This is a genomic window from Bradyrhizobium sp. (genome assembly GCF_016213215.1).
In the GTDB taxonomy this organism is placed as follows: Bacteria; Pseudomonadota; Alphaproteobacteria; order Rhizobiales; family Xanthobacteraceae; genus Bradyrhizobium.
Genome location: NZ_JACRAW010000114.1, coordinates 26957 through 50849, shown reverse-complemented (window position 1 = coordinate 50849; position 23893 = coordinate 26957). Strand labels below are relative to the sequence as shown.

General features: G+C 63.6%; 21 protein-coding genes, 1 tRNA gene and 2 rRNA genes. 8 read left to right on the top strand and 16 right to left on the bottom strand.

What is annotated here, in order from left to right; genetic code table 11:
* The 3 genes from HY852_RS19985 to HY852_RS19975 all read left to right on the top strand — a co-directional run.
* Positions 1–193, top strand: a 23S ribosomal RNA gene (locus HY852_RS19985); the annotation flags it as partial.
* A gap of 91 nt (positions 194–284) precedes the next feature.
* A 5S ribosomal RNA gene (gene rrf, locus HY852_RS19980) occupies positions 285–399 on the top strand.
* 301 nt (positions 400–700) lie between these two features.
* Positions 701–1309 carry a hypothetical protein gene (locus HY852_RS19975; RefSeq protein ID WP_291606526.1) on the top strand — a complete coding sequence of 203 codons (609 nt, stop codon included), beginning with the start codon at positions 701–703 and terminating at the stop codon, positions 1307–1309.
* Between the two features lie 251 nt (positions 1310–1560).
* Here HY852_RS19975 and HY852_RS19970 read toward each other — a convergent pair whose 3' ends face one another.
* From HY852_RS19970 to HY852_RS19950, 5 genes are all read right to left on the bottom strand, one after another.
* The gene (locus tag HY852_RS19970) at positions 1561–2649 is read right to left on the bottom strand and encodes a TRAP transporter substrate-binding protein (RefSeq protein ID WP_291606525.1); all 1089 of its coding nucleotides are present in this window, start codon (positions 2647–2649) and stop codon (positions 1561–1563) included.
* 11 nt (positions 2650–2660) lie between these two features.
* A complete protein-coding gene (locus HY852_RS19965) occupies positions 2661–2888 on the bottom strand; it encodes a hypothetical protein (RefSeq protein WP_291606524.1) in 228 nt (75 codons plus the stop codon).
* 33 nt (positions 2889–2921) lie between these two features.
* Positions 2922–4232 (bottom strand): Gfo/Idh/MocA family oxidoreductase, encoded by a 1311-nt coding sequence (locus HY852_RS19960; protein ID WP_291606523.1) that lies wholly within the window; start codon positions 4230–4232, stop codon positions 2922–2924.
* Between the two features lie 181 nt (positions 4233–4413).
* Positions 4414–5214, bottom strand: a complete 801-nt coding sequence (locus HY852_RS19955; protein WP_291606522.1) for a phytanoyl-CoA dioxygenase family protein — start codon at positions 5212–5214, stop codon at positions 4414–4416.
* A gap of 127 nt (positions 5215–5341) precedes the next feature.
* Positions 5342–6163, bottom strand: a complete 822-nt coding sequence (locus HY852_RS19950; protein ID WP_291606521.1) for an alpha/beta hydrolase — start codon at positions 6161–6163, stop codon at positions 5342–5344.
* Positions 6164–6309: 146 nt separating this feature from the next.
* Here HY852_RS19950 and HY852_RS19945 point away from each other — a divergent pair, with 146 nt between their 5' ends.
* Positions 6310–6858 (top strand): methylated-DNA--[protein]-cysteine S-methyltransferase, encoded by a 549-nt coding sequence (locus HY852_RS19945; protein ID WP_291606520.1) that lies wholly within the window; start codon positions 6310–6312, stop codon positions 6856–6858.
* 63 nt (positions 6859–6921) lie between these two features.
* On the opposite strand, the gene HY852_RS19940 is transcribed toward HY852_RS19945, so the two are convergent.
* The 4 genes from HY852_RS19940 to HY852_RS19925 all read right to left on the bottom strand — a co-directional run bounded on the left by HY852_RS19940 (position 6922) and on the right by HY852_RS19925 (position 10413).
* Entirely contained in the window at positions 6922–7794 is an 873-nt protein-coding gene (locus HY852_RS19940; RefSeq protein ID WP_291606519.1) for an MBL fold metallo-hydrolase, read from the bottom strand.
* A 17-nt stretch (positions 7795–7811) separates the two neighbouring features.
* Entirely contained in the window at positions 7812–8426 is a 615-nt protein-coding gene (locus HY852_RS19935; RefSeq protein ID WP_291606518.1) for a glutathione S-transferase family protein, read from the bottom strand.
* 143 nt (positions 8427–8569) lie between these two features.
* Entirely contained in the window at positions 8570–9412 is an 843-nt protein-coding gene (locus HY852_RS19930) for a fumarylacetoacetate hydrolase family protein (protein WP_291606517.1), read from the bottom strand.
* A 152-nt stretch (positions 9413–9564) separates the two neighbouring features.
* Positions 9565–10413 carry an MBL fold metallo-hydrolase gene (locus HY852_RS19925; RefSeq protein WP_291606516.1) on the bottom strand — a complete coding sequence of 283 codons (849 nt, stop codon included), beginning with the start codon at positions 10411–10413 and terminating at the stop codon, positions 9565–9567.
* A gap of 117 nt (positions 10414–10530) precedes the next feature.
* Between HY852_RS19925 and HY852_RS19920 the strand changes: the two genes are divergently transcribed.
* Positions 10531–10992, top strand: coding sequence for a DUF3775 domain-containing protein (locus tag HY852_RS19920; protein WP_291606515.1), 462 nt, complete (start codon positions 10531–10533; stop codon positions 10990–10992).
* A gap of 12 nt (positions 10993–11004) precedes the next feature.
* Here the strand turns inward: HY852_RS19920 and HY852_RS19915 are convergent, their stop codons facing one another.
* Positions 11005–11787, bottom strand: a complete 783-nt coding sequence (locus HY852_RS19915) for an SDR family oxidoreductase (protein WP_291606514.1) — start codon at positions 11785–11787, stop codon at positions 11005–11007.
* A 155-nt stretch (positions 11788–11942) separates the two neighbouring features.
* Between HY852_RS19915 and HY852_RS19910 the strand changes: the two genes are divergently transcribed.
* Complete coding sequence (locus HY852_RS19910) at positions 11943–12704, top strand: SDR family NAD(P)-dependent oxidoreductase (RefSeq protein ID WP_291606513.1); 762 nt, start codon at positions 11943–11945, stop codon at positions 12702–12704.
* A 105-nt stretch (positions 12705–12809) separates the two neighbouring features.
* Here the strand turns inward: HY852_RS19910 and HY852_RS19905 are convergent, their stop codons facing one another.
* From HY852_RS19905 to HY852_RS19885, 5 genes are all read right to left on the bottom strand, one after another.
* On the bottom strand, positions 12810–13940 hold the full coding sequence (locus tag HY852_RS19905; protein ID WP_291606512.1) for an ABC transporter permease: 1131 nt from the start codon (positions 13938–13940) through the stop codon (positions 12810–12812).
* A gap of 2 nt (positions 13941–13942) precedes the next feature.
* Positions 13943–16690: a ribosome-associated ATPase/putative transporter RbbA gene (gene rbbA / locus HY852_RS19900; RefSeq protein WP_291606511.1), complete on the bottom strand. Its 2748-nt coding sequence runs from the start codon at positions 16688–16690 to the stop codon at positions 13943–13945.
* Positions 16678–17640: an HlyD family efflux transporter periplasmic adaptor subunit gene (locus HY852_RS19895; RefSeq protein ID WP_291606510.1), complete on the bottom strand. Its 963-nt coding sequence runs from the start codon at positions 17638–17640 to the stop codon at positions 16678–16680. The genes rbbA and HY852_RS19895 overlap by 13 nt, the downstream gene beginning before the upstream one ends.
* Positions 17641–17886: 246 nt before the next feature.
* The gene (locus HY852_RS19890) at positions 17887–19491 is read right to left on the bottom strand and encodes a GMC family oxidoreductase (RefSeq protein WP_291606509.1); all 1605 of its coding nucleotides are present in this window, start codon (positions 19489–19491) and stop codon (positions 17887–17889) included.
* Positions 19492–19617: 126 nt separating this feature from the next.
* Positions 19618–21051, bottom strand: coding sequence for a coniferyl aldehyde dehydrogenase (locus tag HY852_RS19885; RefSeq protein WP_291606508.1), 1434 nt, complete (start codon positions 21049–21051; stop codon positions 19618–19620).
* A 285-nt stretch (positions 21052–21336) separates the two neighbouring features.
* Between HY852_RS19885 and HY852_RS19880 the strand changes: the two genes are divergently transcribed.
* Positions 21337–21413, top strand: a tRNA-Met gene (locus tag HY852_RS19880).
* A gap of 499 nt (positions 21414–21912) precedes the next feature.
* Here the strand turns inward: HY852_RS19880 and HY852_RS19875 are convergent.
* A complete protein-coding gene (locus tag HY852_RS19875) occupies positions 21913–22644 on the bottom strand; it encodes a TetR/AcrR family transcriptional regulator (RefSeq protein ID WP_291606507.1) in 732 nt (243 codons plus the stop codon).
* A gap of 223 nt (positions 22645–22867) precedes the next feature.
* On the opposite strand from HY852_RS19875, the gene HY852_RS19870 reads away from it, so the two are divergent.
* Entirely contained in the window at positions 22868–23557 is a 690-nt protein-coding gene (locus HY852_RS19870) for a TetR/AcrR family transcriptional regulator (protein ID WP_291606506.1), read from the top strand.
* Positions 23558–23893 lie beyond the last annotated feature (336 nt).

Genomic DNA, 23893 nt, shown 5'->3' with positions numbered 1-23893 from the left:
TTGTCGCGCCAGCGGCAGTGCTGCATAGCTATGTACGGACGGGATAACCGCTGAAAGCATCTAAGCGGGAAACCCACCTCAAAACGAGCATTCCCTTGAGAACCGTGGAAGACGACCACGTTGATAGGCCGGGTGTGGAAGCGCAGTAATGCGCGCAGCTTACCGGTACTAATCGTTCGATTGGCTTGATTGCTCTCATTTTCAGTGTCCATAGCGCGTCATGCGCGATGACCTTGAACGCTTCAAAAGCGTTCGGCTTGCTTCGTTTCCTTGTCCTTCGCCGGCCTGGTGGTTCTAGCGAGGAGCTTGAACCCGATCCCATCCCGAACTCGGCCGTTAAACTCCTCAGCGCCAATGGTACTATGGCTTAAGCCCTGGGAGAGTAGGTCGCTGCCAGGCCTGCCAAGGACAAGGAAATTTCCTCTTTTCGATGTGGAACAACAACAACGCCGCTTCCGTCACGGAAGCGGCGTTTTTATTTGCGCATGCTTCGCCTAGATCGGCCCTCTTGCAAATGATCGTGGGCCACGGCGACGCCTCCCGGAAGATATCCTCGGCCCTCAAGCTGACGCGGGTGCCTGCTTAGTTCGGCGGAGCGATATCGATCGGAACTGACCACGCGCCAGTTCATTGGCCGTTCACGTCAGACCCGTACGGGTTGCACGCCTCTCCAGTTCCAAAAAACCTGAGGAGACTCCCAATGCGTGAGTTCTTTCGTCCCGCCATCGCCGCGCTGAGCATGGCCTGCCTTGCCTCCGCCCTGGCGCTGGCTCCAGCCGATACTGCGCTCGCGCAAGCCAAGCAGCCGGATGCTCCCGCCCAGGCCGCGCCTCCCGCCGGTCAGCAGCCCGCGGCACAGCCTCTCTCCATCAAGCAGATCGCGCTGACCGACAAGCAGATCGAGGGCGTACTGTCGGTGCAGAAGGACATCGAGGCGATCACCGACAAGCTGCCGGACAACGCCCAGCCGGATGCCAAGGTCATCGCGCAGCTCGACGCCGTTGCCAAGAAGCACGGTTTTGCCGGTTACGACGAATACTCCACCGTGATCGACAACATCGGCCTCGTGCTCGGCGGCTTCGATCCCGCTACCAGGAAGTATGTCGGGCCGGAAGCCGTGATCAAGGCGCAGATCGCGCAGATCGAGGCCGACAAGAAGTTGGCGGCCAAGGACAAGAAGGAGGCGCTCGACGAGCTCAACCAGGCGCTGAAATCGCCGCTGCCTGCGATCGAGAACAAGGGCAACATCGACGTCGTCGCCAAATATTACGACAAGCTCGCCGCCATCTTCGCCGACGATCAGGACTGAGCCTGGCGGCAGTCTCGCCACTGCATGCCGTCACTCACCGCTGTCATGCCCCGGCTCGGTCGGGCAATCCGGTACTCCGCGGCACTCGTTGCGATCGCTCATCGCCCAACCGACGTCTCTGGAATGCTGAATCGCCGGTCGAGCCGGGCAATGACAAGCGAAGTAACGCGCTCAACGACCTGGCACAGGTCAAGTGAAAAAAGCCCCGGAGTCCTCTCCGGGGCTTTCTGATTCTTGTCGCGCCGCCTTTCTTACGTCCGCGTGCGCATCCGCATCATGAAACTGTCGAAGCTCAATTCCGCAACCTGCATCCAGGCCAGCGATTCGTTGCGGTAGGCGGCAAGGCTTGAATGCATCTTGCCGAAATGCGCATTGCTCTTGGAGAGGTCGGCATAGATCTCGTTGGCCGCGTTGTAGCAGGCTTCCAGCACTTCCTGCGGGAACGGTCTCAAGATCGCGCCTGCCGCCAACAGGCGCTTCAGCGCCGGCGGGTTGACGTTGTCGTATTTGCCCGTAACCCAGGTGAAGGTGTCGAGCGAAGCGGTGTTAATGGCCGCCTGATAGTGCTTGGGCAGCGAATTCCACTTCTCGAGGTTGACGATGTTGTGGCCCTGTCCGGTGCCTTCCCACCATCCGGGATAGTAGTAGTATTTTGCGACCTTCACGAAGCCGAGCTTCTCGTCGTCATAGGGGCCGACCCATTCCGCCGCGTCGATCGTGCCCTTTTCCAGCGCCGGATAAATATCGCCCGCCGCGATCTGCTGCGGCACGCCGCCGACCTTCTTGACGATGTTGCCGGCAAAGCCGCCGACCCGGAACTTCAACCCCTTGAGGTCGTCGATCGTCTTAATCTCCTTGCGGAACCAGCCGCCCATCTGCGCTCCGGTCGAGCCGGTCGGAATGCCGTAGGCGCCATGCTCCTTCAGGAGCGCATTGAGCATGTCCTGACCGCCACCCCACAACAGCCACGAGATGTGCTGGCGCGTGTTCAGTCCGAACGGCAGCGACGTGCCGAACGTAAACGCCGGATTCTTGCCCCAGTAATAGTAGAGCGCGGTGTTGCCAATCTCGACCGTGCCGTTGGACACGGCGTCGAGCACCTGCAGGCCGGGCACGATCTCGCCCGCGGCAAAGGGCTGGATCTGGAAGCGGTTGTCGGTCACTTCGGCCACACGCTTGCAGAAATATTCGCAGCCGCCATAGAGCGTATCGAGCGACTTCGGCCAGCTCGCTGCCAGGCGCCATTTCACCTCCGGCATCGATTGCGCGATAGCTGGTGCCGCGACGGCACTTGCGGCAAGGCCTAACCCTCCTGCGGTCAGGAATTCACGACGTTTCATGCACTTCCCCTCTATTTTTGTTTGTCGATAGCTCGACGAGGGACACGATCTTGCTGTCGTTTTGCTTCGCCGGCGGCCGACGTTGCTTGCTGTCCGAGACGAATTTTTCCGGACTGGCTCAGGATGGCGAAAGGAACCGCGCGAATCAAGCGCGCAATCGCTTTCAGCTCTCTTACGAGGACGATCTTTCGGAAGACCGCCCGCACCTCGCGCTGACGCGGCCCTTCGGGCCGAATCATGCGCTTGATCGCAGATGCGAAGGCGCGGGTCCCCTATTGCTGCATTGCGAACGCAGCTTCCATTGCACGCCGCACTTTCACGGTTTCGTCATTCGCGTCGATTGCGACGTCGTTCCAGCGAACCACAGCGCCACGCGCGACATCGCTCGTCAGCTTGACGCGATGCGCGAGCCCGATCGGCAGCGCGCCCGCCGTCACGCTGGCTTGTGCCGGCATCAGCTTGCCCCACACCGTGTAGCCGCCTTCGCCGTCCAGCATCTCGCTCGCGCGCAAATCGCGCTTGGCAACCGCAACGACGTCGCCACGGAAGCCAAACGCCTGCCCGGTGGGCTCGTTGCGTAGCGCGGCCGACAGCACCGAAATGTTCAGTTCTAACCCGATGAGATGATACGGCTTGTACATAGCGGCATAGCGGCCGGTGGCATCGGTCCTGAGGCCGTATTGCCTGAAGCAGTCGGCGGCATAATCGTTCGGTGCTTCGAGAACGACATATACGCCCCAGCGCAGATCGCGGAACACGGGACGGCCATCGCGCTCGATCGAGGACACCACTTCGACGACGCCGGATTTTTCCAGGACGCCGCCCATCTCGCGCGGCCGCATCACGTGCGGCAGGTCGTCGACGCCGCAGGCCGGAAACAACAGGCCGTCCGCCGGAACGTCGAGCCCGGTCGCATTGGCGATGGCCGCCATCTCGATCGCCGACTTGGTGCCGTCGAGGAAGGAGTTGAACATCTGAGGGTTCATGCCGGCCGACTGCGCTTCGGCGGCCGTCAATCCGTAATGCTGCCACACGCCATCCGGCGTCACGTCGTGATAGGAGGGCAGATATTTCGTGCCTTTGCCGGCGGCGACGACGCGAAAGCCGGTGGCGCGCGCCCAGTCGACCATCTCCGCCGTCAGGGCGGGCTGGTCGCCATAGGCGAGCGAATAGACGACGCCGGCCTTGCGGGCCTCCTGCGCGAGCAGCGGGCCTGCCAGTACGTCGGCTTCGACGTTGACCATGACGATGTGCTTGCCGGCCGCAATCGCCGCGCGCGCGTGCCTGATGCCGACGGCCGGGTTGCCGGTCGCCTCCACGATCACGTCGACATTGCCTGACGCCGCCTTGCTGCCGTCCTGGGTGAAGGTGGTGGCCTCGATCCGTGCCGCATCCCAGCCGACGGTGCGGCAGGCCTCGCGCGCCCGCTCGCGGTCGAGGTCAACGATGACCGGCACCTCAAGCCCCGGCACATGCGGCACCTGGGACAGGAACATCGACCCGAACTTGCCGGCGCCGATCAGGGCAACCCGCACCGGCTTTCCCGCGGCGTGCCGGGCCTTGAGAAGATGGAAGAGATTCATGGAACAATTCCGCTACTGCTATGGTGTGGGAGGCGGCATGGACTATCGATGTCTGTCATTCCGGGGCGCGACAAAGTCGCGAGCTGTGATGTGCAATTGCACATCAGAGAATCCATGCTCCCGATCGTGGTTATGGATTCCGGGCTCGCGCCAACGCGCGCCCAGGAATGACAGAGCAAAACTACTCCGCCGCCTGGCGGTGCGCACGCGCCAATCGCAGCAGCGCGTCATCCTCCACCGTCTGAATCGGCGTGAAGTCGCGATGGGCGATATAGTCCGGCCGTGTGGGTTTGCGGATGTAGTTGGAAACCGCATTCAGCGTCAGGTACACGATCTTGCGCGGGTAGGGCGTGATGTTGCCGGCCGAGCCGTGCACGAGATTGCCGTGGAACATCAGCATGCCGCCGGGCTTGCCGGTCGGCGCGACGATGCCGCCCTGCTTCACCAGGCTCGTCACGGTGTCCTCATTCAGCGTCCACAGCGGATAGGAGGTGGTCTTGAGATCGTGCGAGGCTTCGAGATCGCCGGCGTGCTGGCTCCTTGGCACCAGCATCAGCGGACCGTTGATCGGCATCACTTCGTCGAGGAAGATTGCGATGTTCATCGCGCGTGGCTCCGGCATGCCGTCGTCGCGCTTCCAGGTGCCGTAGTCCTGGTGCCATTGCCAGACGTCGCCGGTGAAGGCCGACTTGGCGTTGATCTTGAATTGGTGCATGTAGACCTTCTCGCCGAAGATCTGCTCCACCGGCTCGATCATCCGCGGATGCGCGCCGAGAACGCCGAACGCCTCGTTGTAGAGGTGGGCCGCAAAGGCCGTGCGCGGCGCGCCGCTCTTCTCGCGCCACACCTCAGGACGGTCGGCGCTGTAGATGCGTTCGGCCTCGCGCGCGAGGAAATCCACTTCCTCCTGGCTGAACAGCTCGGGCAGGAACAGCCAGCCCTCGCGCTGGAAAAACGCCAATTGTTCCGGGGTGAGGTTCATCGCGCTTCCTCCTTTGCCGTCTTGACCGTCTTCTTCTTGGTCGATCTTACCGCCTTTCCCGAGTCACGTCAGCCGCGTCATCGGATAACGCCGGTTCAACCCAGCCGATGTTGCACCTGCTCACAGCTTAGTCGGCCAGAAACGCCAGCACGATCTCGCAGAAGCGCTGCGGCGCCTGTTCGAACATGGGATGCGTTGCGCCTGGAATGAGGGCCGTCCTGGAATTCGGAACATGGCCTGCCAGCGCGTGCAGCACCTTTGCCAGCGTACCTCTGGTTTTGGCGCCGCCGATGAACAGGGTCGGCGTCCTGATCGATTGCGCGTCTGCCCTGGAGAAGGGCGGACGCTGATCGCGGGTCTGGCCGATCAGCGTGGTGGCGTTGTCCCTCAGCAATTGCTTCGATGTCGCGGGCAGGCGCGTCCACGCGCCGCGTCCCTCAAGCGCCTCGATAAAGATCATCAGCCCGCCGTCGATGTCGCCCTTGGCGATCACCTCGGCGGAGGCGGCGATCCTGGCCGCAAGCGGCGAGGGGCCGGGCGCGAAGTCCGGATCGAGCGAGTCATCCAATTCGCCGCCCGGTTCGGCCAGGATCAACTTGCGCAACAGGTCCGGCCGCTGCTGCGCCACCCGGAACGCGATGTGTCCGCCGCGGGAATGGCCCATCAGATCGACCGGCTTCGGCCCGATCTGCTCGATGAAGGCGATCATGTCCTCGACATGCTGGGCGATCGAATAGGTGTGGCCGATTCCGTCCCAATGGTCGGGAAAGAAATGCCGAAGGCTGACAGCGATGACGCGATGCTGCGTCGTCAGGGGACCGAGCACCGCCGACCAGATCCGGAAATCGCACAGCGAACCATGCACGCACACCAGTGGCGGTTTTCCGGCGACCTGCGGGCCAATGTCGAGATAGGCCATGTCGTAGCCGTTGACGTGCTTGGTGTGCATGAGGACCTCGTCCCGATCAAAGTGGAACAGCGAGAGATTCATCTGGATTCGGGTGGATCGCAACAATTTCCAAGCCTAGATTTCGTATCGATCTCAGACGTGGACGCATGACTTGGAGTTTCCTTGGAGTCTCCATGGAGCCTGCCATGATACAGACAGACCAGCATTTTGCCCTGTTCGACACCGCGATCGGTGCTTGCGCTGTCGCCTGGAGCGGGCGCGGCATCACCGGTGTGCAATTGCCGATGGGCAGCGAAGACAAGACCCGCGGTCGCATCCGCCAGCGCTATCGCGAGATCAGCGAAGGTGAGCCAACGCCGCAGGTGCGCGGTGCGATCGAGCGCATCGTGAGACTGCTTGCGGGCGAGCCGGATGACCTCAAAGACATCGTGCTCGATCTCGAGGGCGTGCCCGCATTCAATCGCGGCGTCTATGACATCGCCCGCACCATCCCGCCCGGCCGGACCATGACCTATGGCGACATCGCAAAGCAGCTCGGCGGTGTCGAACTGTCGCGTGACGTCGGCCAGGCGCTCGGACGCAATCCGTGTCCGATTGTGGTGCCCTGCCATCGCGTGCTCGCGGCCGGCAACAAGCCGGGCGGCTTTTCCGCCAATGGCGGGGTGGTGACGAAATTGAAGATGCTCGCTATCGAAGGCGCGATCGTCAATCACACCCCAAGCCTGTTCGATTGAGCGGTTTCGTTGCTTGCCTTGCCCCTCCGGGGGAGGTGGCAGAGCGTCAGCGGAGGCGTGGCCTTAGGCCGCTGCCTCGCACGTGAACCCGCTGCCCTTGCGGCGGATCCTGCCGGCGGAAGGCGAGGGGAAATGCGCGGTGCAGCACAGCGTGTCGGTGTCGCAGTAGCGCTCCAGGAAGTTGCGCCGGGTCACGGCGGCCAGCGCCGGGTCGACGTCGAATTTCGGCGACAATTCGGGATGAAGCGCCTGCAGCGGTGAGTGCATCAAGTCGCCGCTGCACACGACGTCATCCCTGTTGCGGCCGAAAGCGAAGGCTGCGTGTCCAGGCGTGTGGCCGGGCGTCGGCACGATGCGGACATGGTCGCCGATCTGGTGCTCGTTGCCGACGATCTCGGCACGGCCGGCCTCGACGACGGGCAGCACGCTGTCGGTGAAAGTCGCCACCTCCGTCTTGCGGTTCTGCTCGTTCCAGTAGTCGAACTCGGTCCTGGCGAAGACATAGCGCGCCTTCGGGAAGGTCGGCACCCAGCGGCCGTTGTCAAGGCGCGTATTCCAGCCGACGTGATCGACATGCAAATGCGTGCACATGACGAAGTCGATGTCGCCGGTCGCAAAGCCCGCCGCGTTCAGCGCCTTCATATAGGTGTCGTCGGTCTTCATGTGCCATTTCGGCCGCTGCGGCCGTGGCTTGTCGTTGCCGATGCAGCTATCGACCAGAATGGTGTGATGGGACGTCTTGATGACGTAGGACTGGAAGCACAGGATCAGCACGTCGTTGTCGTCCAGCGCCTTTGCCTGTCGCAACCATGCGCGGCTTTCCGCGAGCAACTCCGGCGTCAAGCCCGGCAGCATGTCGCTAGCGGGCAGGAAAGACATCTCCTGCTCAATGATGCGATGAATGGTGAGATCGCCGGCGCTGAACTTCAGAGTCATGGCTATGTTTCTTGACCTTAAGCCGGCGGTGGCAGGGAGATCTTGACCGAAGACCGCTCCAGCATCTTCTGGTGAAACGCATCGAGATTCGGGAATGCCTTGCGCCAGGGCCGGTCGGCGAAGCGGAAATCGGCGTAGCCCAGCACGCAGGTGAGCGCGATCTGTGCGATATCCAGAGGCCGCGACAGCATTGCCGCATCGCTATCGAACCGCGCCATGCCGGACCAGACCCTGTTCCAGTGATCGTCGCTCCACACCTTCCAGCGCAAGCTTTCCGGCCGCATGGCGTTCTCATAGCGGCACAGCAGCATGGAATCGAGCATGCCCTGGAGCAGCGAGTGCTCGGTCTTGACCTTCCATTTCAAGGGACCCGAGGCCGGGATCAGCCGGCCGCCGCCGGCAAGCTCGTCGAGATATTCGGCGATGACATACGAGTCGAGGATGACATCGCCGCTGTCGAGGATCAGCACCGGCAGCTTCTTGAGCGGGTTAATCTTCTCATATTCGGCGTTGGCCTGGCCCGGGGCCACCGTGATCGTCGTCAGCTCGATTTGATCGATCAGGCCGAGCTCGATCGCGGCAATGCGCACCTTGCGGGCGAAGGGCGAGGCGGGAGAGAAAGTGAGTTTCATTGAAGTATTCCTCAGGCAGAAGCGACAATTGTGGTGCCGTCATTGCGAGCGAAGCGAAGCAATCCAGAAGGGGCCCGGCAGACTGAATCGCTTCGTTGTTAACGCTCCTCGCTATAACGCGGATCCAAGCGGCCGGGTTACGTTCACGCCGCGATGATCTGCTGGCGCTGTTCGCCGAGGCCTTCGATGCCGAGCGTCACCACGTCGCCGACATTGAGAAATTGCGGCGGCTTCATGCCGGTGCCGACGCCGGGCGGGGTGCCGGTCGTGACGATGTCGCCGGGCAGCAGCGTCATGAATTGCGAGACGTAGGAAATGCACTTGGCCATCGAGAAGATCATGGTCGCGGTCGAGCCGGTCTGGCGCCGCGTGCCGTTGACGTCGAGCCACATCGACAGTTTCTGCACATCCGGGATCTCGTCCCTGGTGACAAGCCAGGGGCCGAGCGGGCCGAACGTGTCGTGCGACTTGCCCTTGGTCCACTGGCCGAGACGCTCGATCTGGAAGTTGCGTTCGGAGACGTCGTTGCAGACGCAATATCCGGCGATGTGGTTGAGCGCGTCGGCCTCGGAGACGTATTTGGCGCGGGTGCCGATGACCGCCGCGATCTCCACCTCCCAGTCGAGCTTGGTCGAGCCGCGCGGCTTCTCGACGGCATCGTTCGGGCCGGACAGCGCCGTGTTGGCTTTCAGGAAGAAGATCGGCTCGGACGGGATCGGGTTGCCGGTCTCCTTGGCATGGTCGGTGTAGTTCAGCCCGATGGCGACGAACTTGGAGATGCCGGTGACCGGTGGCCCGAGGCGCGGCTTGCCGCTGACGGCAGGAAGCGAGGCGGGGTCGATAGCGGCGAGTTTGGCGAGCGAGGCCGGCGACAGCACCTCGCCGGTGATGTCCTTCACCTGCGCCGAGAGGTCGCGCAATTGGCCGCTTCTGTCGATGAGACCGGGCTTTTCCGCGCCTTTTTCGCCGTAACGAACAAGCTTCATTCTTCTCGCTCCCTGGGATGAACCGGTTGGTTGTCCAGCTTCATGGAACAGGGCGGGTGGAATTTCAACCGCCGATTGGCTGCTGCAGCGCAGCTCTTCTGATCACGGACTTGTGCGGCGGGAGCAGGTGGTTCCACGCCCGCCGATGGCAGTCATGCGAGGGCAATGAACTTGAAGGCACCACCCTCGCGCCGGATATGGCCGGCGTTGAAGTGTCCGCCGATCACCATGGTCGGTCTGTCGGCAAAGCGCGAGAACAGCTCGCGCCGCGTGACCGCCGATTGAACGGGGTCGGAATCGGCCGTCGACGACCAGTCCAGGTGTGCCATTTGGCAAGGGTGGTGGGCGGTATCGCCGATCAGCAATGCCTCTTCGCCCTCCGAGCGGATGAGAACGCTGACCTGGCCCGGGCTATGGCCGGGTGCCGGGATCATGCTGATCTCCTCGCACAACCTGTGGTCGCTCGCGATCAGATCGGCCTTGCCGGCGTCGACGATCGGTTTCACGGAGTCGTTGAACACGGCCGCCTTGTCGGGCTCGATGCTGTGGTCGCGCCAATGCTCATATTCGGTATGGCCGAACAGGTAGCGCGCGTTGGCGAAGGTCGGCACCCATTTTCCGTTGACGGGCCTCGTATTCCAGCCGACATGGTCGACATGCAAGTGGGTGCAGAGCACGGTATCGATGCTCTCCGCCGGAAATCCCGCCGCCGTCATGGTCTCGAGATATGGCGAGTTGCGGTTGTTCCAGGTCGGCACGTCGCGGCCTTCCTTGTCGTTGCCGAGCCCGGTATCGACCACGATGCGGCGCGAGGGCGTCTCCAGCACCAGCGAGTGGATCGACATCTTCAGCCGGCCCTCGTCGTTGGCGAAATGCGGAATGAGCCAGGGCAGCTTCTGGATCTCTTCGTTGGTGGCGAGCGGCAGGATGAATCGGGTCGAGCCGACCGTCTCAAGCTCCACGACCTTGGTAATCCTGACCTTGCCCACATTCCATTGCATCTGGCGCTTTTCTCCTTGCTCTGGTTCTGGTGCCGCAGAATGAGGTTTTCTGCCCTGAGGTGCAACGGGATCATCTCATGCTATGCTGCGTTATCGGGTCAGCCTGAGGAGGATCGAATGCCTGAACTGATGATTTCACCCGAAAAAGTCGCTTTCCTGATCGAGAAGGCACGGGAGTTCGACGTCAAGGAGGGGGCTTCCGACCCGGACTCCGGCTCCAATGCCGCCGACGACGATATGATCGACGTGCTCGAGGATAGCGGCGACGATTCGGTGGTGCGTGAGATCACGGGCTTCATCGCTGCGCTCACCGAGGACGAGCAGGTGGATCTTGTCGCATTGATGCGACTGGGTCGCGGTGATGGTGCGATCGACGAATGGGATGATCTGCGTAAGGAGGCTACCGAGCAGCGCGCCGGTCGCAGCACTGCGCGCTACCTGCTGGGCGAACCCATGCTCGGTGATCTCCTGGCCGAGGGGCTGGACGCGTTCGGGGTCGACTGGACCGGAGAACGCACCACGCCCGATTCCTCGAGCATGAGCGAGCGGGACGAGGACGAGCCCACCCGGCGCCGCTGATTGCCGGCAAGCCTAAAGGGTGCCTGGGAAGGCGCCGCCGTCGAGCAGGATGTTCTGGCCGGTGATGAAGCCCGCCTTGGCGCTGCACAGGAAGGCGCAGGCATGGCCGAACTCCTCGGGATCCCCGAAACGCCCGGCCGGATTGAGCTTGGCGCGCTCGGCCAAGAGCTGCTCCGGCGTAATGCCGCGCCTGTCCGCTTCTGCCTTGGCCGTGCCGCGCAGGCGGTCGGTCTCAAACGGCCCCGGCAACAGCGCATTGATGGTGACGTTGTTGATCACAGTCTTGCGGGAAAGGCCGGCGATGAATCCGGTGAGGCCGGCGCGCGCGCCGTTGGACAGGCCCAAAATGTCGATTGGCGCCTTCACGGCCGCGGAGGTGATGTTGACGATGCGGCCGAATTTGCGCGCCATCATGCCGTCGACGGTCGCCTTGATCAGTTCGATCGGGGTGAGCATGTTGGCGTCCAGCGCCTTGATCCAGTCGTCGCGCGTCCAGTTCCGGAAATCGCCGGGCGGCGGCCCGCCGGCATTGTTGACGAGGATGTCGGGCTCGGGGCAGGCCTTGAGCACGGCTTCGCGGCCCGCAGGCGTCGTGATGTCGCCGACCACCTCGGTAACGGTGACGGACGGGCTGGCCTTCCTGATTTCGGCGGCGGTCTTCGCCAGCGCCTCGGCGCCACGCGCCGTGATCGTCACGTGAACGCCCTCATGGGCAAGCGCCATGGCGCAGGCGCGTCCCAGTCCCTTGCTCGATGCACAGACGATGGCGCGGCGGCCTCTGATCCCAAGATCCACTGTCTCACTCCCGTTGTCGAGAAACGTTTCTTCAATTCGCCTCAGAGCAGTCTAGCCAAGGACGACGGCCCTGATAAGACATCCCCTCGGAGCTTTCCGAGCACCAAAATGGTCTGTATCAAGGCCGGGAAGTGCTGTCGCCTGAGGAATTCGTCATGTCTGATCTGTTCGATGTAAGCCAGGAAACCATCCTGATCACCGGCGCGAGCCAGGGCCTGGGGCGGCAGTTCGCGCGCCTTCTGTCCGCGCGCGGCGCGGCGGTCGTGCTCGCCGCGCGCCAGACCGGCAAGCTGAAGGCCCTGGAGGAGGAAATCCGCGGCCGTGGCGGCCGCGCCGCGGCGGTAGCGCTCGACGTGACGGATACCGCATCGATTCCCAAGGCGGTCGACGCGGCGGAGACTGCGCTCGGGCCCGTCACCGTGCTGATTAACAACGCCGGCATCGCCATCGAAAAGCTCGCGGTAGATCAGACCGAGGCCGACTGGGACGCCGTGATCGGCGCCAATCTGAAGGGGGCCTACTTCCTCGCGACCGAGGTGGCGCGGCGGATGATCGCGCGCGGGCAGGGGGGCAACATCGTCAACATCGCCTCCGTGGTCGGCTTCGGCGTGATGAAATTCATCTCGCCCTATGCCATATCCAAGGCCGGCATCATCCAGGCCACCAAGGTCATGGCGCTGGAGCTCGCCCCCAACAACATCCGTGTCAACGCGCTGGCGCCCGGCTATATCGATACCGACATGAATCACGCGTTCTGGTCGACGCCCGGCGGCGAACGGCTGATCAAGGGGATCCCGCAGCGCCGCGTCGGCGCGGAGTCCGATCTCGACGGCGCGATGCTGCTGCTCGCTTCCAAAACCTCGCGCTACATGACCGGGAGCGTGGTCACCGTAGACGGCGGGTTCTTGTTGAATTGAGCCGTCATGGCGAGCGAAGCGACGCAATCCAGTACTATCTCCGCGACGACAGTCGTCAACGCCGGTCCAACTCGCAATGACGGTCTGCAGGATTGGGCGACACAACTACGCCTGCGCCGCCGCCGCCAGGCTGCGGCGGAAAAATGCCAGTGAGGCGCCGAAGAAGGCGGCTCCGATAACGGCAATGGCCGCGAAGAACGGCCATACCACGTCCAGTCCGGCTCCCCGGAACACGATCGCCGTGGTCAGCTCGACGAAATGCGGCGACGGCGTGAGCTTCATGATCCATTGAACGGCAAGCGGAGTGCTGTCGAGCGGCGTGATCGCTCCTGACAGCACCAGCATCGGAATGACGATCAAGGTCACGAGAAGCCCCATCTGCGGCATCGAGCGCGCGATCGTGGCAAGAAAGATGCTGATCGAGCTGACGGCGAACACGTAGAGCACGGTTCCCGCCATGAACAAGCCGACGGAGCCGGCGAGCGGAACCGAGAGCATCCAGCCGATGATTCCGCGCAGGGCGATGTAGCTCCCGACCAGAATCACGATGCCGCTCGCGAAGATCTTCGCCAGCATGATCTCGGCAGGGCCGACCGGCATCACCAGAAGATGATCCAGCGTGCCGTGTTCGCGCTCGCGGATCGCGGCCGCGCCGCTCAATCCCAGCGCCAGCATGGTGATGCTCTGGAAGATCTGGGTGACGCCGACAAACCAGAAGCCGCGAAGGTTGGGGTTGAAGCGAACCCGGATCTCGGCGTCGGCGAGCCCGTGACGTTGCGAGCTGCGACCCGCAACGAAACGCACGATCTCTTCGGTGAAGATCTGGGTCAGGTAAGTCGAGCCGATGAAAGCCTGGCTCATCGCCGTGGCATCGACGTTGACCTGGACGACCGGATTGCGGCCGGCGAGCAGTTTCGCCTGAAAGTCCGGTGGAATATCGACCACGAAGGTATATTCGCCCCGGTCCATGGCCTGATCGACCCGCTCGATCGGGATTTCGTCGGGAGCGCGGAAATAGGGCTGACGCAGGCTGTCACGCAACCGCAGCGAGAGCTGCGATCGATCCTCGTCAACGAACGCGATGGAAGCGTTGTTGACCTCGGCGCCGGGGTCGCGGGCCGGCACGATGATCGCGATGGTGAAGGAATAGATGACGAAGAAGGCCAGCGCCGGATCATAGCGCAGGCTCCAGAGTTCCTTGATGGTCAGCCGGAGCACGTTGTTCAGCGCACTCATCGTCACGTCTCCTGCTTGCCGGTCAGGAGCAGAGCCGCTGCGAAGATGCCGGCCGCAAAGAGGGCGAGCACCAGGTGATTGAGCCACAAATCCGTGAGGTCGAGCGCCTTGGTGAAGGTGCCGACGCTGATCTGCCTGAAATAGGTCGCCGGGAAGCCGCTCCCCATGACGGCGGCGCCGCCGGTCATGGACGACACCGGGCGGATCTGGCCCGAGAACTGGACCGCCGGGATGATCGTCACCACCACCCCGCCAAGCAGCGCGCCGATCTGGCTGCGCGTGAGCGTCGAGATCAATAGTCCGATGCCGGTGGTGGCAAAGAGATAGAAGACGGCGCCCAGGGCAAGTGCCGCAGCGCTGCCTTTGAGCCGCACGTCGAAATGGCCGATGGTGACCGCGACCAGCGCCACGAAGATCGCAAAGCTCACCGTGACGTAGATGAGCTGCTTGCCGAGGAGAAACTCGGCGCGGCGCACCGGCGTGACAAAAACGTTGGTGATGGAGCCCAATTCCTTTTCCCGTACCACCGCAACCGCAGTCAGCATCGTCGGGATAAGCGCCAGCAGGATCGCGATGTTTCCCGGCAGCATGGAGAACACGCTCGTGACCGATTGATTGTATCGATAACGAACCTCGAGTCCGGCCGGCATCACCGGCGCAGGTAACCCGTGCTCGCGAACGAAGCGTTCTTCCCATTGCAGGTGCAGGGCCTGCACGTAGCCGCGGATCGTTTCGCCGCGGAACGGCATTCCGCCGTCGACCCAGAAGCCGACCGCGGGCGACCGGCCCGCACGCAAGTCCCGGCCGAATCCGTCCCGGATCTCTATGGCGAGCTTCAGGGTGCCGCCCTGCAGGCGTGCATCCATGTCCGCATAGGACACAAGCGGGCCCTGCTCGACGAAGTAGGGAGAACCGCGGAATTCCTCGAGATAGGCGCGCGACTCCGGAGTCTGGTCCCGATCGAGCGCCGCGAAGGTTAAGTGGTTGACGTCGAAGGAGATGCCGTAGCCGAGAATGAGCAGGAGCAAAATCGGCGCGAGTGTCGCGAAGGCGAGCCGGATCGGGTCGCGCGACAGCTCGAGCATCTCGCGGCGTGCGTATGCCCACATTCGCTGAAGGGCCGTGCCCCAGCCATCGGCGCCACCTTCGTGGCGCAGGCTGGCTGGTCGGGTTGCCGCCGGGACGGCCGCGCCGGAACTCGCCGTTGCCGTCGCATATTCCTTTTCCAGAAAGGTGATGAAGGCCTCTTCGAGGTTGCGCGCGCCACTCGATGCGATCAGGGCGGCAGGCCGGTCGCACGCCAGTACGCGCCCGGCATTCATGAAGGAGATGCGGTCGCAGCGTTCCGCCTCGTTCAGGTAGTGGGTCGAGACGAAGATGGTGACGCCATGCTCGCGTGAGAGCTCGGCGAGGAACTCCCAGAACTGGTCCCGCGCGATCGGGTCTACCCCGGACGTGGGCTCGTCCAGGATCAGGATCTGGGGCTCGTGGATGACGGCAACCGCGAGTGACAGGCGCTGGCGCAGCCCAAGCGGCAGCTTTTCGGCGCGTTCGTCGAGCATGTCGGCAAGGCCGAGCCGCTCGACGAGCTGCGCGATGCGTCGCGCGATCAGATCGGCCGAAAGGCCGTAGATCTGCCCGTGCAGGACGAGGTTCTGGCGCACGGTCAGCTCGCTGTAGAGCGAGAAGCCCTGGCTCATGTAGCCGATACGTTTGCGCGTGTCGCGATCGCCGGGATCGAGCTCATGGCCGAACAGGCGAGCGGCGCCCTCGCTCGGAGCGACCAGCCCGGTGAGCATGCGCATCGTCGTGGTCTTGCCGCATCCATTGGGCCCGAGGAAACCGAAGATCTCGCCGCGCCCGATGCGAAAGCTCACGTTGTCGACGGCGGAGAAGTCGCCGAAGCGCCGCGTGAGCCCCTCGGCCTCAATGGCGGCGACCTCGTCGCGCCCTTCCAACGGCGCGATGGTGAAGGCGCGGTGGGCGCGCCGCTTCACTTCGGGCAGCAGCGCGACATAGACACCCTCGAGCGCCGGGGCGCCGGTTCGTTCCTTAAGCTCCGAGGGCGTGCCGGTCGCGAGAATGCGTCCCTCGTCCATCATGACGATGCGGTCGAATGCTTCCGCCTCCTCCATGTAGGCGGTGGCGACCACCACGGTCATCCCGGGGCGCTGCGCGCGAAATCGCGCGACCAGCTGCCAGAACTGCCTGCGCGACAGCGGATCTATACCGGTCGTCGGCTCATCGAGGATCAACAGGTCGGGATCGTGGATCAGCGCGCAGCACAGCCCCAGCTTTTGCTTCATGCCGCCGGAGAGCTTGCCGGCACGCCTATCGCGGAACGGCCCGAGGCCGGTGCCATTGAGCAGCTCGAGCATCCTCGCCATGCGCTCGTTCGCACGCAGGCCGAAGAGGCGGCCGAAGAAGTCGATGTTTTCGGCGACCGTGAGATCGGAATAGAGATTCTTGCCGAGGCCTTGCGGCATGTAGGCTATTCGGGAGCACACCGCACGGCGGTGATGGCGGTCGGCCATGTCGCCTCCGAGGACGATGATCTTCCCCGCCTGGATACGTTTGGCGCCGGCCAGCAGCGCCAGCAGGGTGGACTTGCCGACCCCGTCGGGCCCGATCAGCCCCGTGATGCTGCCGGGATCCATCGCCAGGCTTACGCTTTTCAGCGCCTCGGTTCGTTTATAGCAATGCGAGACATCCGACAGGGCTGCGGCGGAATAGTCCGCTATTTCAGCCATGCCGGCCATTCCTTGTGCTCATCGAGCCGAAAATAGGCTACTCCCGGCATTCCCGACTTGAGCGGCGCGCCGCGCGCATCGGTGACAATCGCCTTGACGCGGAAGACGAGCTTTGTCCGCTCGTCCTGCGTCTCGACCGTCTTGGGCGTGAATTGCGCGGTGGGCGATACAAAGCTTGCCCGAGCAGGGATCGGCCGGGTCGGCATCGAATCGAGAACGATCCGCGCCTCGGAGCCGATTGCGACGGCGCCGGCATCCGGGCCGGCCAGAAACACGGTCATGCGCATGTCGGCGAGATCGACGAGGGTGGCTACTTTTCCGCCGGCAGCGACCACCTCGCCGGGAAGGGCGAGCCGGTAGAGAACGCGGGCCTGACGCGGCGCCTTGAGCACGGTTTGATCGAGCTGGGCCCGGAGGCGCTGAATCTCGGCATCGGCCGCCCTGGCGGCGTGTTCGCTCCGGCGGAGCTGCGACATCGCGAGATTGTGAGCGGCCTCGGCCGCCTGCCGGTCCGAGCGCCGCTTGTCCAGGAGCTCGCCGCTTGCGTAGCCGCGCTCTGACAGGAACTTCGTGCGCTCGAGTTCCTGACCGGTGAAGGTGAGCTGGCTCTCCCGCTCGGTCACGCTGTGGGCGGCGGCCTGTTGCTCCTGGCGTGCCGCGTCCAGCTGGGCTTCGGCGCGCGCGATGGCGGCATTGAGCTCGTCGGAGTCGAGGCGGGCGATCACCGCACCCGCGGCGACATCGTCGCCTTCCTGGATCGTGACCTCGACGATACGCCCGCCATATTTCGCGGCGACGTCGATCTCCTGCGCCTCGATCCGTCCGTTTGCCACAACGAAGCCCTGCGGCACCGCATTCGCGCTCTGCCGCGTCCACGCCACATAGCCCGCTGCCATCGCGCCAAGCATGATCGCGAGCACCGCGAATACGGTCTTTGGGCGCGTCAGCATTCCCGCAGCGCGCCGCCACGAGCGAGCTTGCGTTGGCTTCGATGAGCGGTCCACGTATTGCAGCATAGTGCGCGCAAGATACCGGCAACGCGTGCGGTGGCTTTGACTAGCATCAACGAGCGCGAACGCTGGCTGCCCGGATTGCTGCAGGCGGGCCTATTGGGATGAGGTTTTTGCAGCCCTATCAGGGCGGCGGAACCTTGTTCCGGATCCGATCCGAAGCCCTGATGATGACTGGCGGGCCGACTATGCCGTTACCTCCGCCTTGATCATGTCCGCGGCTTTCTCCCCGATCATGATGGTCGGCGCGTTGGTGTTGCCGCCGATCAGGGTCGGCATGATCGAGGCGTCGACAACGCGCAGGGCCTCTAAGCCGTGAACCTTCAGCTTCGGATCGACCACGGCCAGCGGGTCGTCGACGCCCATCTTGCAGGTGCCGACCGGGTGATAGACGGTATCGACCCGCGCCCGCAGGATGGCGCGAATGTCGTCATCGGTCTTCACCTCTGACGTCACCACGTCCTTCCGCTGCAGCGCGCGCAAAGCGGGGGCCTCCATCAGCCGTCGGGTCGTCTTGAAGCCCGCGACCATGGCCTCCATGTCGGCCGTCTCGCCGAGGAAATTCGGATCGATCAGCGGGGCCTGCATGGGATCGACGTTTTGCAGGTAGACGCTGCCCCGGCTCTCCGGACGGAGCAGGCAGACATGGCAGGAGAAGCCTCTGCCCCAGCCGCGCTTGCGGCCGTGATCGTTGACCATGGCCATGCCGAAATGCAGCTGGATGTCGGGCAGGTCGAGGTCGGGCCGCGTCTTCAGGAAGCCGCCGCATTCGGCGAAGTTGGTGGTCATCGGGCCGCGCCGCTCGCGCCGGTACTGGCCAATCGCGCGGATCTGGTGCGCGATGCCGCTGAAGGAGATGCCGGTGAAATAGGGCGCATCCGACAGGTAGGTGAAGATGAAATCGGGGTGATCCTGCAAATTCTGGCCCACGCCCGGCAAGTGATGGGTGGTCGCGATGCCGTGCTTGGTGAGCGTGGCGCCGTCGCCGACGCCCGACAGCATGAGCAGATGCGGTGACTGGAATGCGCCGGCCGCAAGGATCACTTCACGCCGGGCGCGGATCTGCTTCAACGCGTCGCCCTGCCGGTACTCGACGCCGACCGCGCGCTTGCCCTCGAACAGGATGCGCGTGGCATGTGCGCCCGTCTCGACCCGCAGATTGCTTCGATTTCCGATATACGGATGCACGTAGGCGCGCGCCGCGCTCCAGCGCTCGCCATTGTGCTGCGTCACCTGGTAGATGCCGAGGCCTTCCTGCTCCTCGGCATTGAAGTCCTCGCGAATTCGAAATTGCGCCTCGCGCGCCGCGTCGAGGAAGATCTCCTGCACCGGGTTGTCGGTGCGCAGGCGGTTGACGCGCAGCGGCCCGCCCTTGCCGTGATAGGCGCCGTCGAAATCGGCATTGTCCTCGGAGCGCTTGAAATAGGGCAACACGTCCGCATAGGCCCAGCCGGTATTGCCGAGCGAGGCCCAATGGTCGTAGTCGGCGCGGTGGCCGCGGATATAGACCATGGCATTGATGGCGGAGGAGCCGCCTAAACCCTTGCCGCGCGGCTGATAGCCGATGCGGCCGCCCAAGCCCTTCTGCGGCACGGTGTTGAAGCGCCAGTTGTTGGCGCCGCCGGCGACCATCAAGACCAGCGCGCCGGGCGTGGTCACCACCCAGTTGTCGCAGTTGCCGCCGGCGTCGAGCAGCGCCACCGATGTCGCCGCATCCTCGGACAGCCGTCCCGCCAGCGCGCAGCCGCCAGAGCCCGCGCCCACCACAACGAAGTCGAACGTATCGGTCACCTGTGTTTCCCCCCTGCTTTTGATTACTTGTCATTGCGAGGAGCGCAAGCGACGAAGCAATCCAGACTTTTTCTATGGATGAATTTCTGGATTGCTTCGCTTCGCTCGCAATGACGCCTTGAAATCCTACGACATAAATCGCATGAGCTTCTCCAGCCGCGCGATCTTGCTGCCATAGGGCGGATAGAGATCGGCGAGCATGTTGAGCGGCGATCGATAGAATACCGGCTTGAGCTTGCTGAACGTATTGAAGCCCCATTCGCCGTGATAGGCGCCGCTTCCGCTCGCGCCGACCCCGCCCATCGGCTGGTTGATCTGCGCAAAGTGGAACAGGCAGTCGTTCACGGTGACGCCGCCCGACACGGTGCGCGCCAGCACCTCGTCGCGCGCGGCCTTGTCCCTGCCGAACCAGTAGAGCGCCAGCGGGCGGTCGTGCCGGTTGATGTAGTCGATCGTTTCGCTGGGGTCCTTGTAGCCGATGACCGGCAGGAGAGGGCCGAAGATTTCCTCCTGCATGATCTTCATCTCGGCTGTGGCGCCGATCACCACGGTGGGCGGGAATTTGCGCCTGGCTTTCCAGTTCGGATCGTCAGGGACGGCCGGCTGCAGGATGCGCGCGCCCTTGGCGGCCGCATCGGCTGCAAGCTCCTCGAGGCGGGCATAGTGACGGCCGGAGATGATCGAGGTGTAGTCCTTGTTGTTGGGATCGGTGCCGACCATGCGCCGCAGACACGCCCGCAGTTTTTCGGCAAACGCCTGCACGGAGCTTTCCGGCACCAGCACGTAGTCCGGCGCGATGCAGGTCTGGCCCGCATTGAGCAACTTGCCGTAGGCGATCCGTTCGGCCGCCTGGTCGAGATCGGCGGAGCGATCGATGATGCAGGGCGACTTGCCGCCGAGCTCGAGCGTGACGGGGGTGAGGTTGCGGCCGGCAGCCTCGGCCACCATCCGGCCGACGCGGGTCGAGCCGGTGAACACGAGGTGGTCGAAGGGCAGGGCGGCAAAGGCCCTGGCGATCTCCTCCTCGATCCCGGTGACCAGGATTTCGGTGGCGTCGAACCGCTGCGCGATCAGCTCCTGCAACAGCGCGGAGAAGCGCGGCACCAGTTCGCTCGGTTTGATCATGACGCGGTTGCCGGCAGCTATTGCGCCGACAGCGGGCGCCAGCGTCAGCTGCAGCGGATAATTCCAGGGCGAGATGATGCCGACTACCCCGAGCGGCTGCGGGATCAGCCGGTTTCTGGCGGGCAGGAATTGCAGCCCGGTCGCGACCCGCTGCGGGGCCATCCATTTCTTCAGGTGTTTTGTCGCGTGCCGGATCTCGGTGAACACCATCAGGATCTCGGCCACGGTGGTCTCGATCGCGCAGCGGTGGCCGAAATCGGCCGAGATCGCCTGCCTGAAGCGCTCCTCGTTCTCGGCCACGACGGCCCTAAGCCGCCGCAGGCGGTCCTGCCGTTCGGCAAGGTCGGGCGGCGGTGAGGTGCGCGATTTCTCGACCATGGCGTGGAAGGCATCTTCCAGCGCGCGCAGCGGCGCGCTCTTCAAGGGCTGGTCCATGGCAATTCCTCTCTGGTCTGTTGGGCGCAAGGCTGGCCCTGGCCGGAACTTAAGGCAAGGGGGCAATGGGGCCGGCTTTCTCCCGGATATGGCTGTCATAAAGTCGGAAAAAAGGTCCGCGAGCTCTTTCCAAAGCCGCCTGCGGTTGATACATAGCCCTCGCACCCGACGGGCGCTGCCCCGGGTTGCCTTCCAAGGAAGCCTTCGGGACGGTTCGACCGCCGCGCAGCATGCGCTGGTCGGATCTGCTGCCACCGGTTTTCTGTAAGGCGTGCAACGACTTAACGCGGGGTGGAGCAGCCCGGTAGCTCGTCAGGCTCATAACCTGAAGGTCATAGGTTCAAATCCTATCCCCGCAACCACTTTCATTATAACTCGCTCACCGTCCCGGTCTAACGACCGGGACGGATTTTTGTTTTTGGGAAACGCTGGGTGTGGCGATAGAACGGGTCCGGCGACATACGGCTCAACCAACACGCCTTGTGAATACTCCCGCATCCACTACGAACGAATTTCAGCAAGCCTTCAGGCAACTCAATTCACTTCGTCGGCAGCAGTGCCCGCGCATGCAGCGCTTCGCGTCCGTCGACGTTGAGCACAGCGAGCCTGAAATCGAGTCTCTCGACCGTAGGTCGGCAACGCGTTGGGCTAGCGCCGATCGGTGGACACGCGTCTGGAACTCCCGCGAATAAACGTGGTCAGGACGAGACTCAACAGCGACCAATTCTGCTCCTCCGGCAACTTTGCAGATCTCGTTGCCGACACCCGCCCGCGCTGACGGCAGCGACTGGCGCGTGCCCTGCGAATTCCCCGGCTATTCGTTTGCGCGTTGTCGATGGCAACGCGCGGATCGGATCGACATCATTCCTCAGCAGCGGAATTGCAGGGGAGGGCTTGCAGGGCGCTGCGCCCTCCCGTCGCGGACCGGCGGACGCCTGCCAGAAACAGGTCCGCTGCGGCGCGAGCGCGATCGGTGATCTCGCGCGGGGTGAACGTCGAGCCGACGCTCCCCAGCCGCAAGCAGCTGTCGAACGTAAGGTTCGCGAACTGCTCGGCCGCCTCGTCGAAATCAGCGACGCGAAGCTTGTCGCGGTGGCGTTCGAGGATGCCGGCGATGAGGTGGATCGCCGGCTTTCTGCGCGTGTCATTGATCCACTGCCCGAACTCAGGGCGGCGCTGTGTCTCGAAGGTGATCACCCGGTGCACGGCCAGAAGTTCCGGCTTGAGCGCATTGACGACCAGGTCTCGCGCAAGGGTGAGCAGGACCGCCTCGAGCTCGCCGTCGCTGTCGTGGATAGTCTCGATCGGGACGAGAATACGGCCGAGCAGGTCGTAGATGACCGTGTTGAACAGGCTCGACTTGTCCGCGAAGCGTGAATAGAGCGTGCGCTTCGAGATCCTGGCGCGCGCCGCTATGGCATCCATCGATGCCGCGTCGAACCCATGCTCCAGGAAAAGCTCCCCTGCTGCCGCAAGGATGTTTCCGTTCAACTTCCTGACATCGTCGGCTCGCGGCCGGCCGCCGTGTCCATTGCCGTTCCGACGCCGATTGATCGGCTTGATCCTGCTCATCTTGGCCTGTGCTTCCGACATGCATAGCCCGTTGAATCCCTCCGGCCCGCGGCGGCGCCGCTCGCGGCCGCGCGCTTGCCGGCCCGCTCGCGTCGCCTCGAACAAACGCGTAGGCCGGTAAGCAGGTTGCGAAAATGCTGGACAATCGCACCTCGGCCCGTCCTCATAAGATACATGACCTATTCTCTTGCATAAACGGTACTGTATCGTATTAAGTACGACGTTCAGATGCTGGAGACAAGGGATGCCGGAAGCCAAGACGAGCAGCCATCGCCGGACCGCCAAGGCGGGACGGGGCGGACGTCCGAGGACGCAAGATCTCGAGAAGCTCAACGAGAACATCCTCGCCGCCGCGGCCCAGCTGTTCCTGGAGCAAGGGTTCGACGGCACTTCGATGGACGCCATCGCCGAAAAGGCCAGAATATCCAAACGCACACTCTATGCTCGCCATGCCGACAAGTCGGCGCTGTTCAACACCGTGCTGTACGATCTGCTCGACAAGCTCCTGGTACCGGTTGAGCGGATCCAGTATGAGCCGGGCGACCTCGCCTTCACCCTGATGGCGATCGGGCGCGACATGATGTCCGGCGTCGTGCGGCCGGAATTCCAGGCGGTCTACCGCGTCGTGACGTTTGAGGCCCGGCGCCGACCCGAATTCGGACGCTGGATCAACGAAACGCGCCGGCGGCCTGCCCTGCAGACCATCGCCAGTGTGCTGCATAACCACCGCGACGAACTTCGCGTCGACGACCTCGGACAGGCGGCGGAGCAGTTCATGAGCCTGACGGTCGACGTCGGCCTCCGCTATGGCGCGTTCGGGCTCAAGATGACCGCTAAGGAGATTGACGAGCGGCTCAAGGCCGCGGTCGACCTGTTTCTCAACGGCGCCCGCCGCGCCGCCCCCGATGTGCAGAGCCGCCGCGGCAAGCGATGATGCGCCGGCCGGGGCCGTGGCCGCACTTGCTGGAAAGGGGCCATGTGGCCTTCGCGCGAGTTGACGTTGGTGCAAGAGACCGCTGACCCGGCGCATGCCGGGGACGCGTAATGGGCATGCCTGCGCATTGTGATTGATCGTGAGATCTGGGCCCAGCAAGTGCGAAATACCCATCAGATTGCAACCACCTAGGCCGCAGCACGGACCTGCCCGGCAGAACGCGCACGAACCTGTTGCAATCACCTGCCTCGCATGATATGTAAACGGTTACGTACCGTTTTCTAATGATCGTCGTGAGCCGTAAAGCCGCCGCTGCGGCGCCACCCAATGGAGAGA

Coding starts and splice junctions, on each gene's coding strand:
- HY852_RS19965 (WP_291606524.1), bottom strand. CDS start 2,888: ATGATTCGGCCCGAAGGGCCGCGTCAGCGCGAGGTGCGGGCGGTCTTC.
- HY852_RS19875 (WP_291606507.1), bottom strand. CDS start 22,644: ATGTCGGAAGCACAGGCCAAGATGAGCAGGATCAAGCCGATCAATCGG.
- HY852_RS19945 (WP_291606520.1), top strand. CDS start 6,310: ATGATACAGACAGACCAGCATTTTGCCCTGTTCGACACCGCGATCGGT.
- rbbA (WP_291606511.1), bottom strand. CDS start 16,690: ATGGCTGAAATAGCGGACTATTCCGCCGCAGCCCTGTCGGATGTCTCG.
- HY852_RS19870 (WP_291606506.1), top strand. CDS start 22,868: ATGCCGGAAGCCAAGACGAGCAGCCATCGCCGGACCGCCAAGGCGGGA.
- HY852_RS19920 (WP_291606515.1), top strand. CDS start 10,531: ATGCCTGAACTGATGATTTCACCCGAAAAAGTCGCTTTCCTGATCGAG.
- HY852_RS19950 (WP_291606521.1), bottom strand. CDS start 6,163: ATGCACACCAAGCACGTCAACGGCTACGACATGGCCTATCTCGACATT.
- HY852_RS19910 (WP_291606513.1), top strand. CDS start 11,943: ATGTCTGATCTGTTCGATGTAAGCCAGGAAACCATCCTGATCACCGGC.
- HY852_RS19885 (WP_291606508.1), bottom strand. CDS start 21,051: ATGGACCAGCCCTTGAAGAGCGCGCCGCTGCGCGCGCTGGAAGATGCC.
- HY852_RS19935 (WP_291606518.1), bottom strand. CDS start 8,426: ATGAAACTCACTTTCTCTCCCGCCTCGCCCTTCGCCCGCAAGGTGCGC.
- HY852_RS19930 (WP_291606517.1), bottom strand. CDS start 9,412: ATGAAGCTTGTTCGTTACGGCGAAAAAGGCGCGGAAAAGCCCGGTCTC.
- HY852_RS19925 (WP_291606516.1), bottom strand. CDS start 10,413: ATGCAATGGAATGTGGGCAAGGTCAGGATTACCAAGGTCGTGGAGCTT.
- HY852_RS19970 (WP_291606525.1), bottom strand. CDS start 2,649: ATGAAACGTCGTGAATTCCTGACCGCAGGAGGGTTAGGCCTTGCCGCA.
- HY852_RS19940 (WP_291606519.1), bottom strand. CDS start 7,794: ATGACTCTGAAGTTCAGCGCCGGCGATCTCACCATTCATCGCATCATT.
- HY852_RS19975 (WP_291606526.1), top strand. CDS start 701: ATGCGTGAGTTCTTTCGTCCCGCCATCGCCGCGCTGAGCATGGCCTGC.
- HY852_RS19955 (WP_291606522.1), bottom strand. CDS start 5,214: ATGAACCTCACCCCGGAACAATTGGCGTTTTTCCAGCGCGAGGGCTGG.
- HY852_RS19960 (WP_291606523.1), bottom strand. CDS start 4,232: ATGAATCTCTTCCATCTTCTCAAGGCCCGGCACGCCGCGGGAAAGCCG.
- HY852_RS19905 (WP_291606512.1), bottom strand. CDS start 13,940: ATGAGTGCGCTGAACAACGTGCTCCGGCTGACCATCAAGGAACTCTGG.
- HY852_RS19895 (WP_291606510.1), bottom strand. CDS start 17,640: ATGCTGACGCGCCCAAAGACCGTATTCGCGGTGCTCGCGATCATGCTT.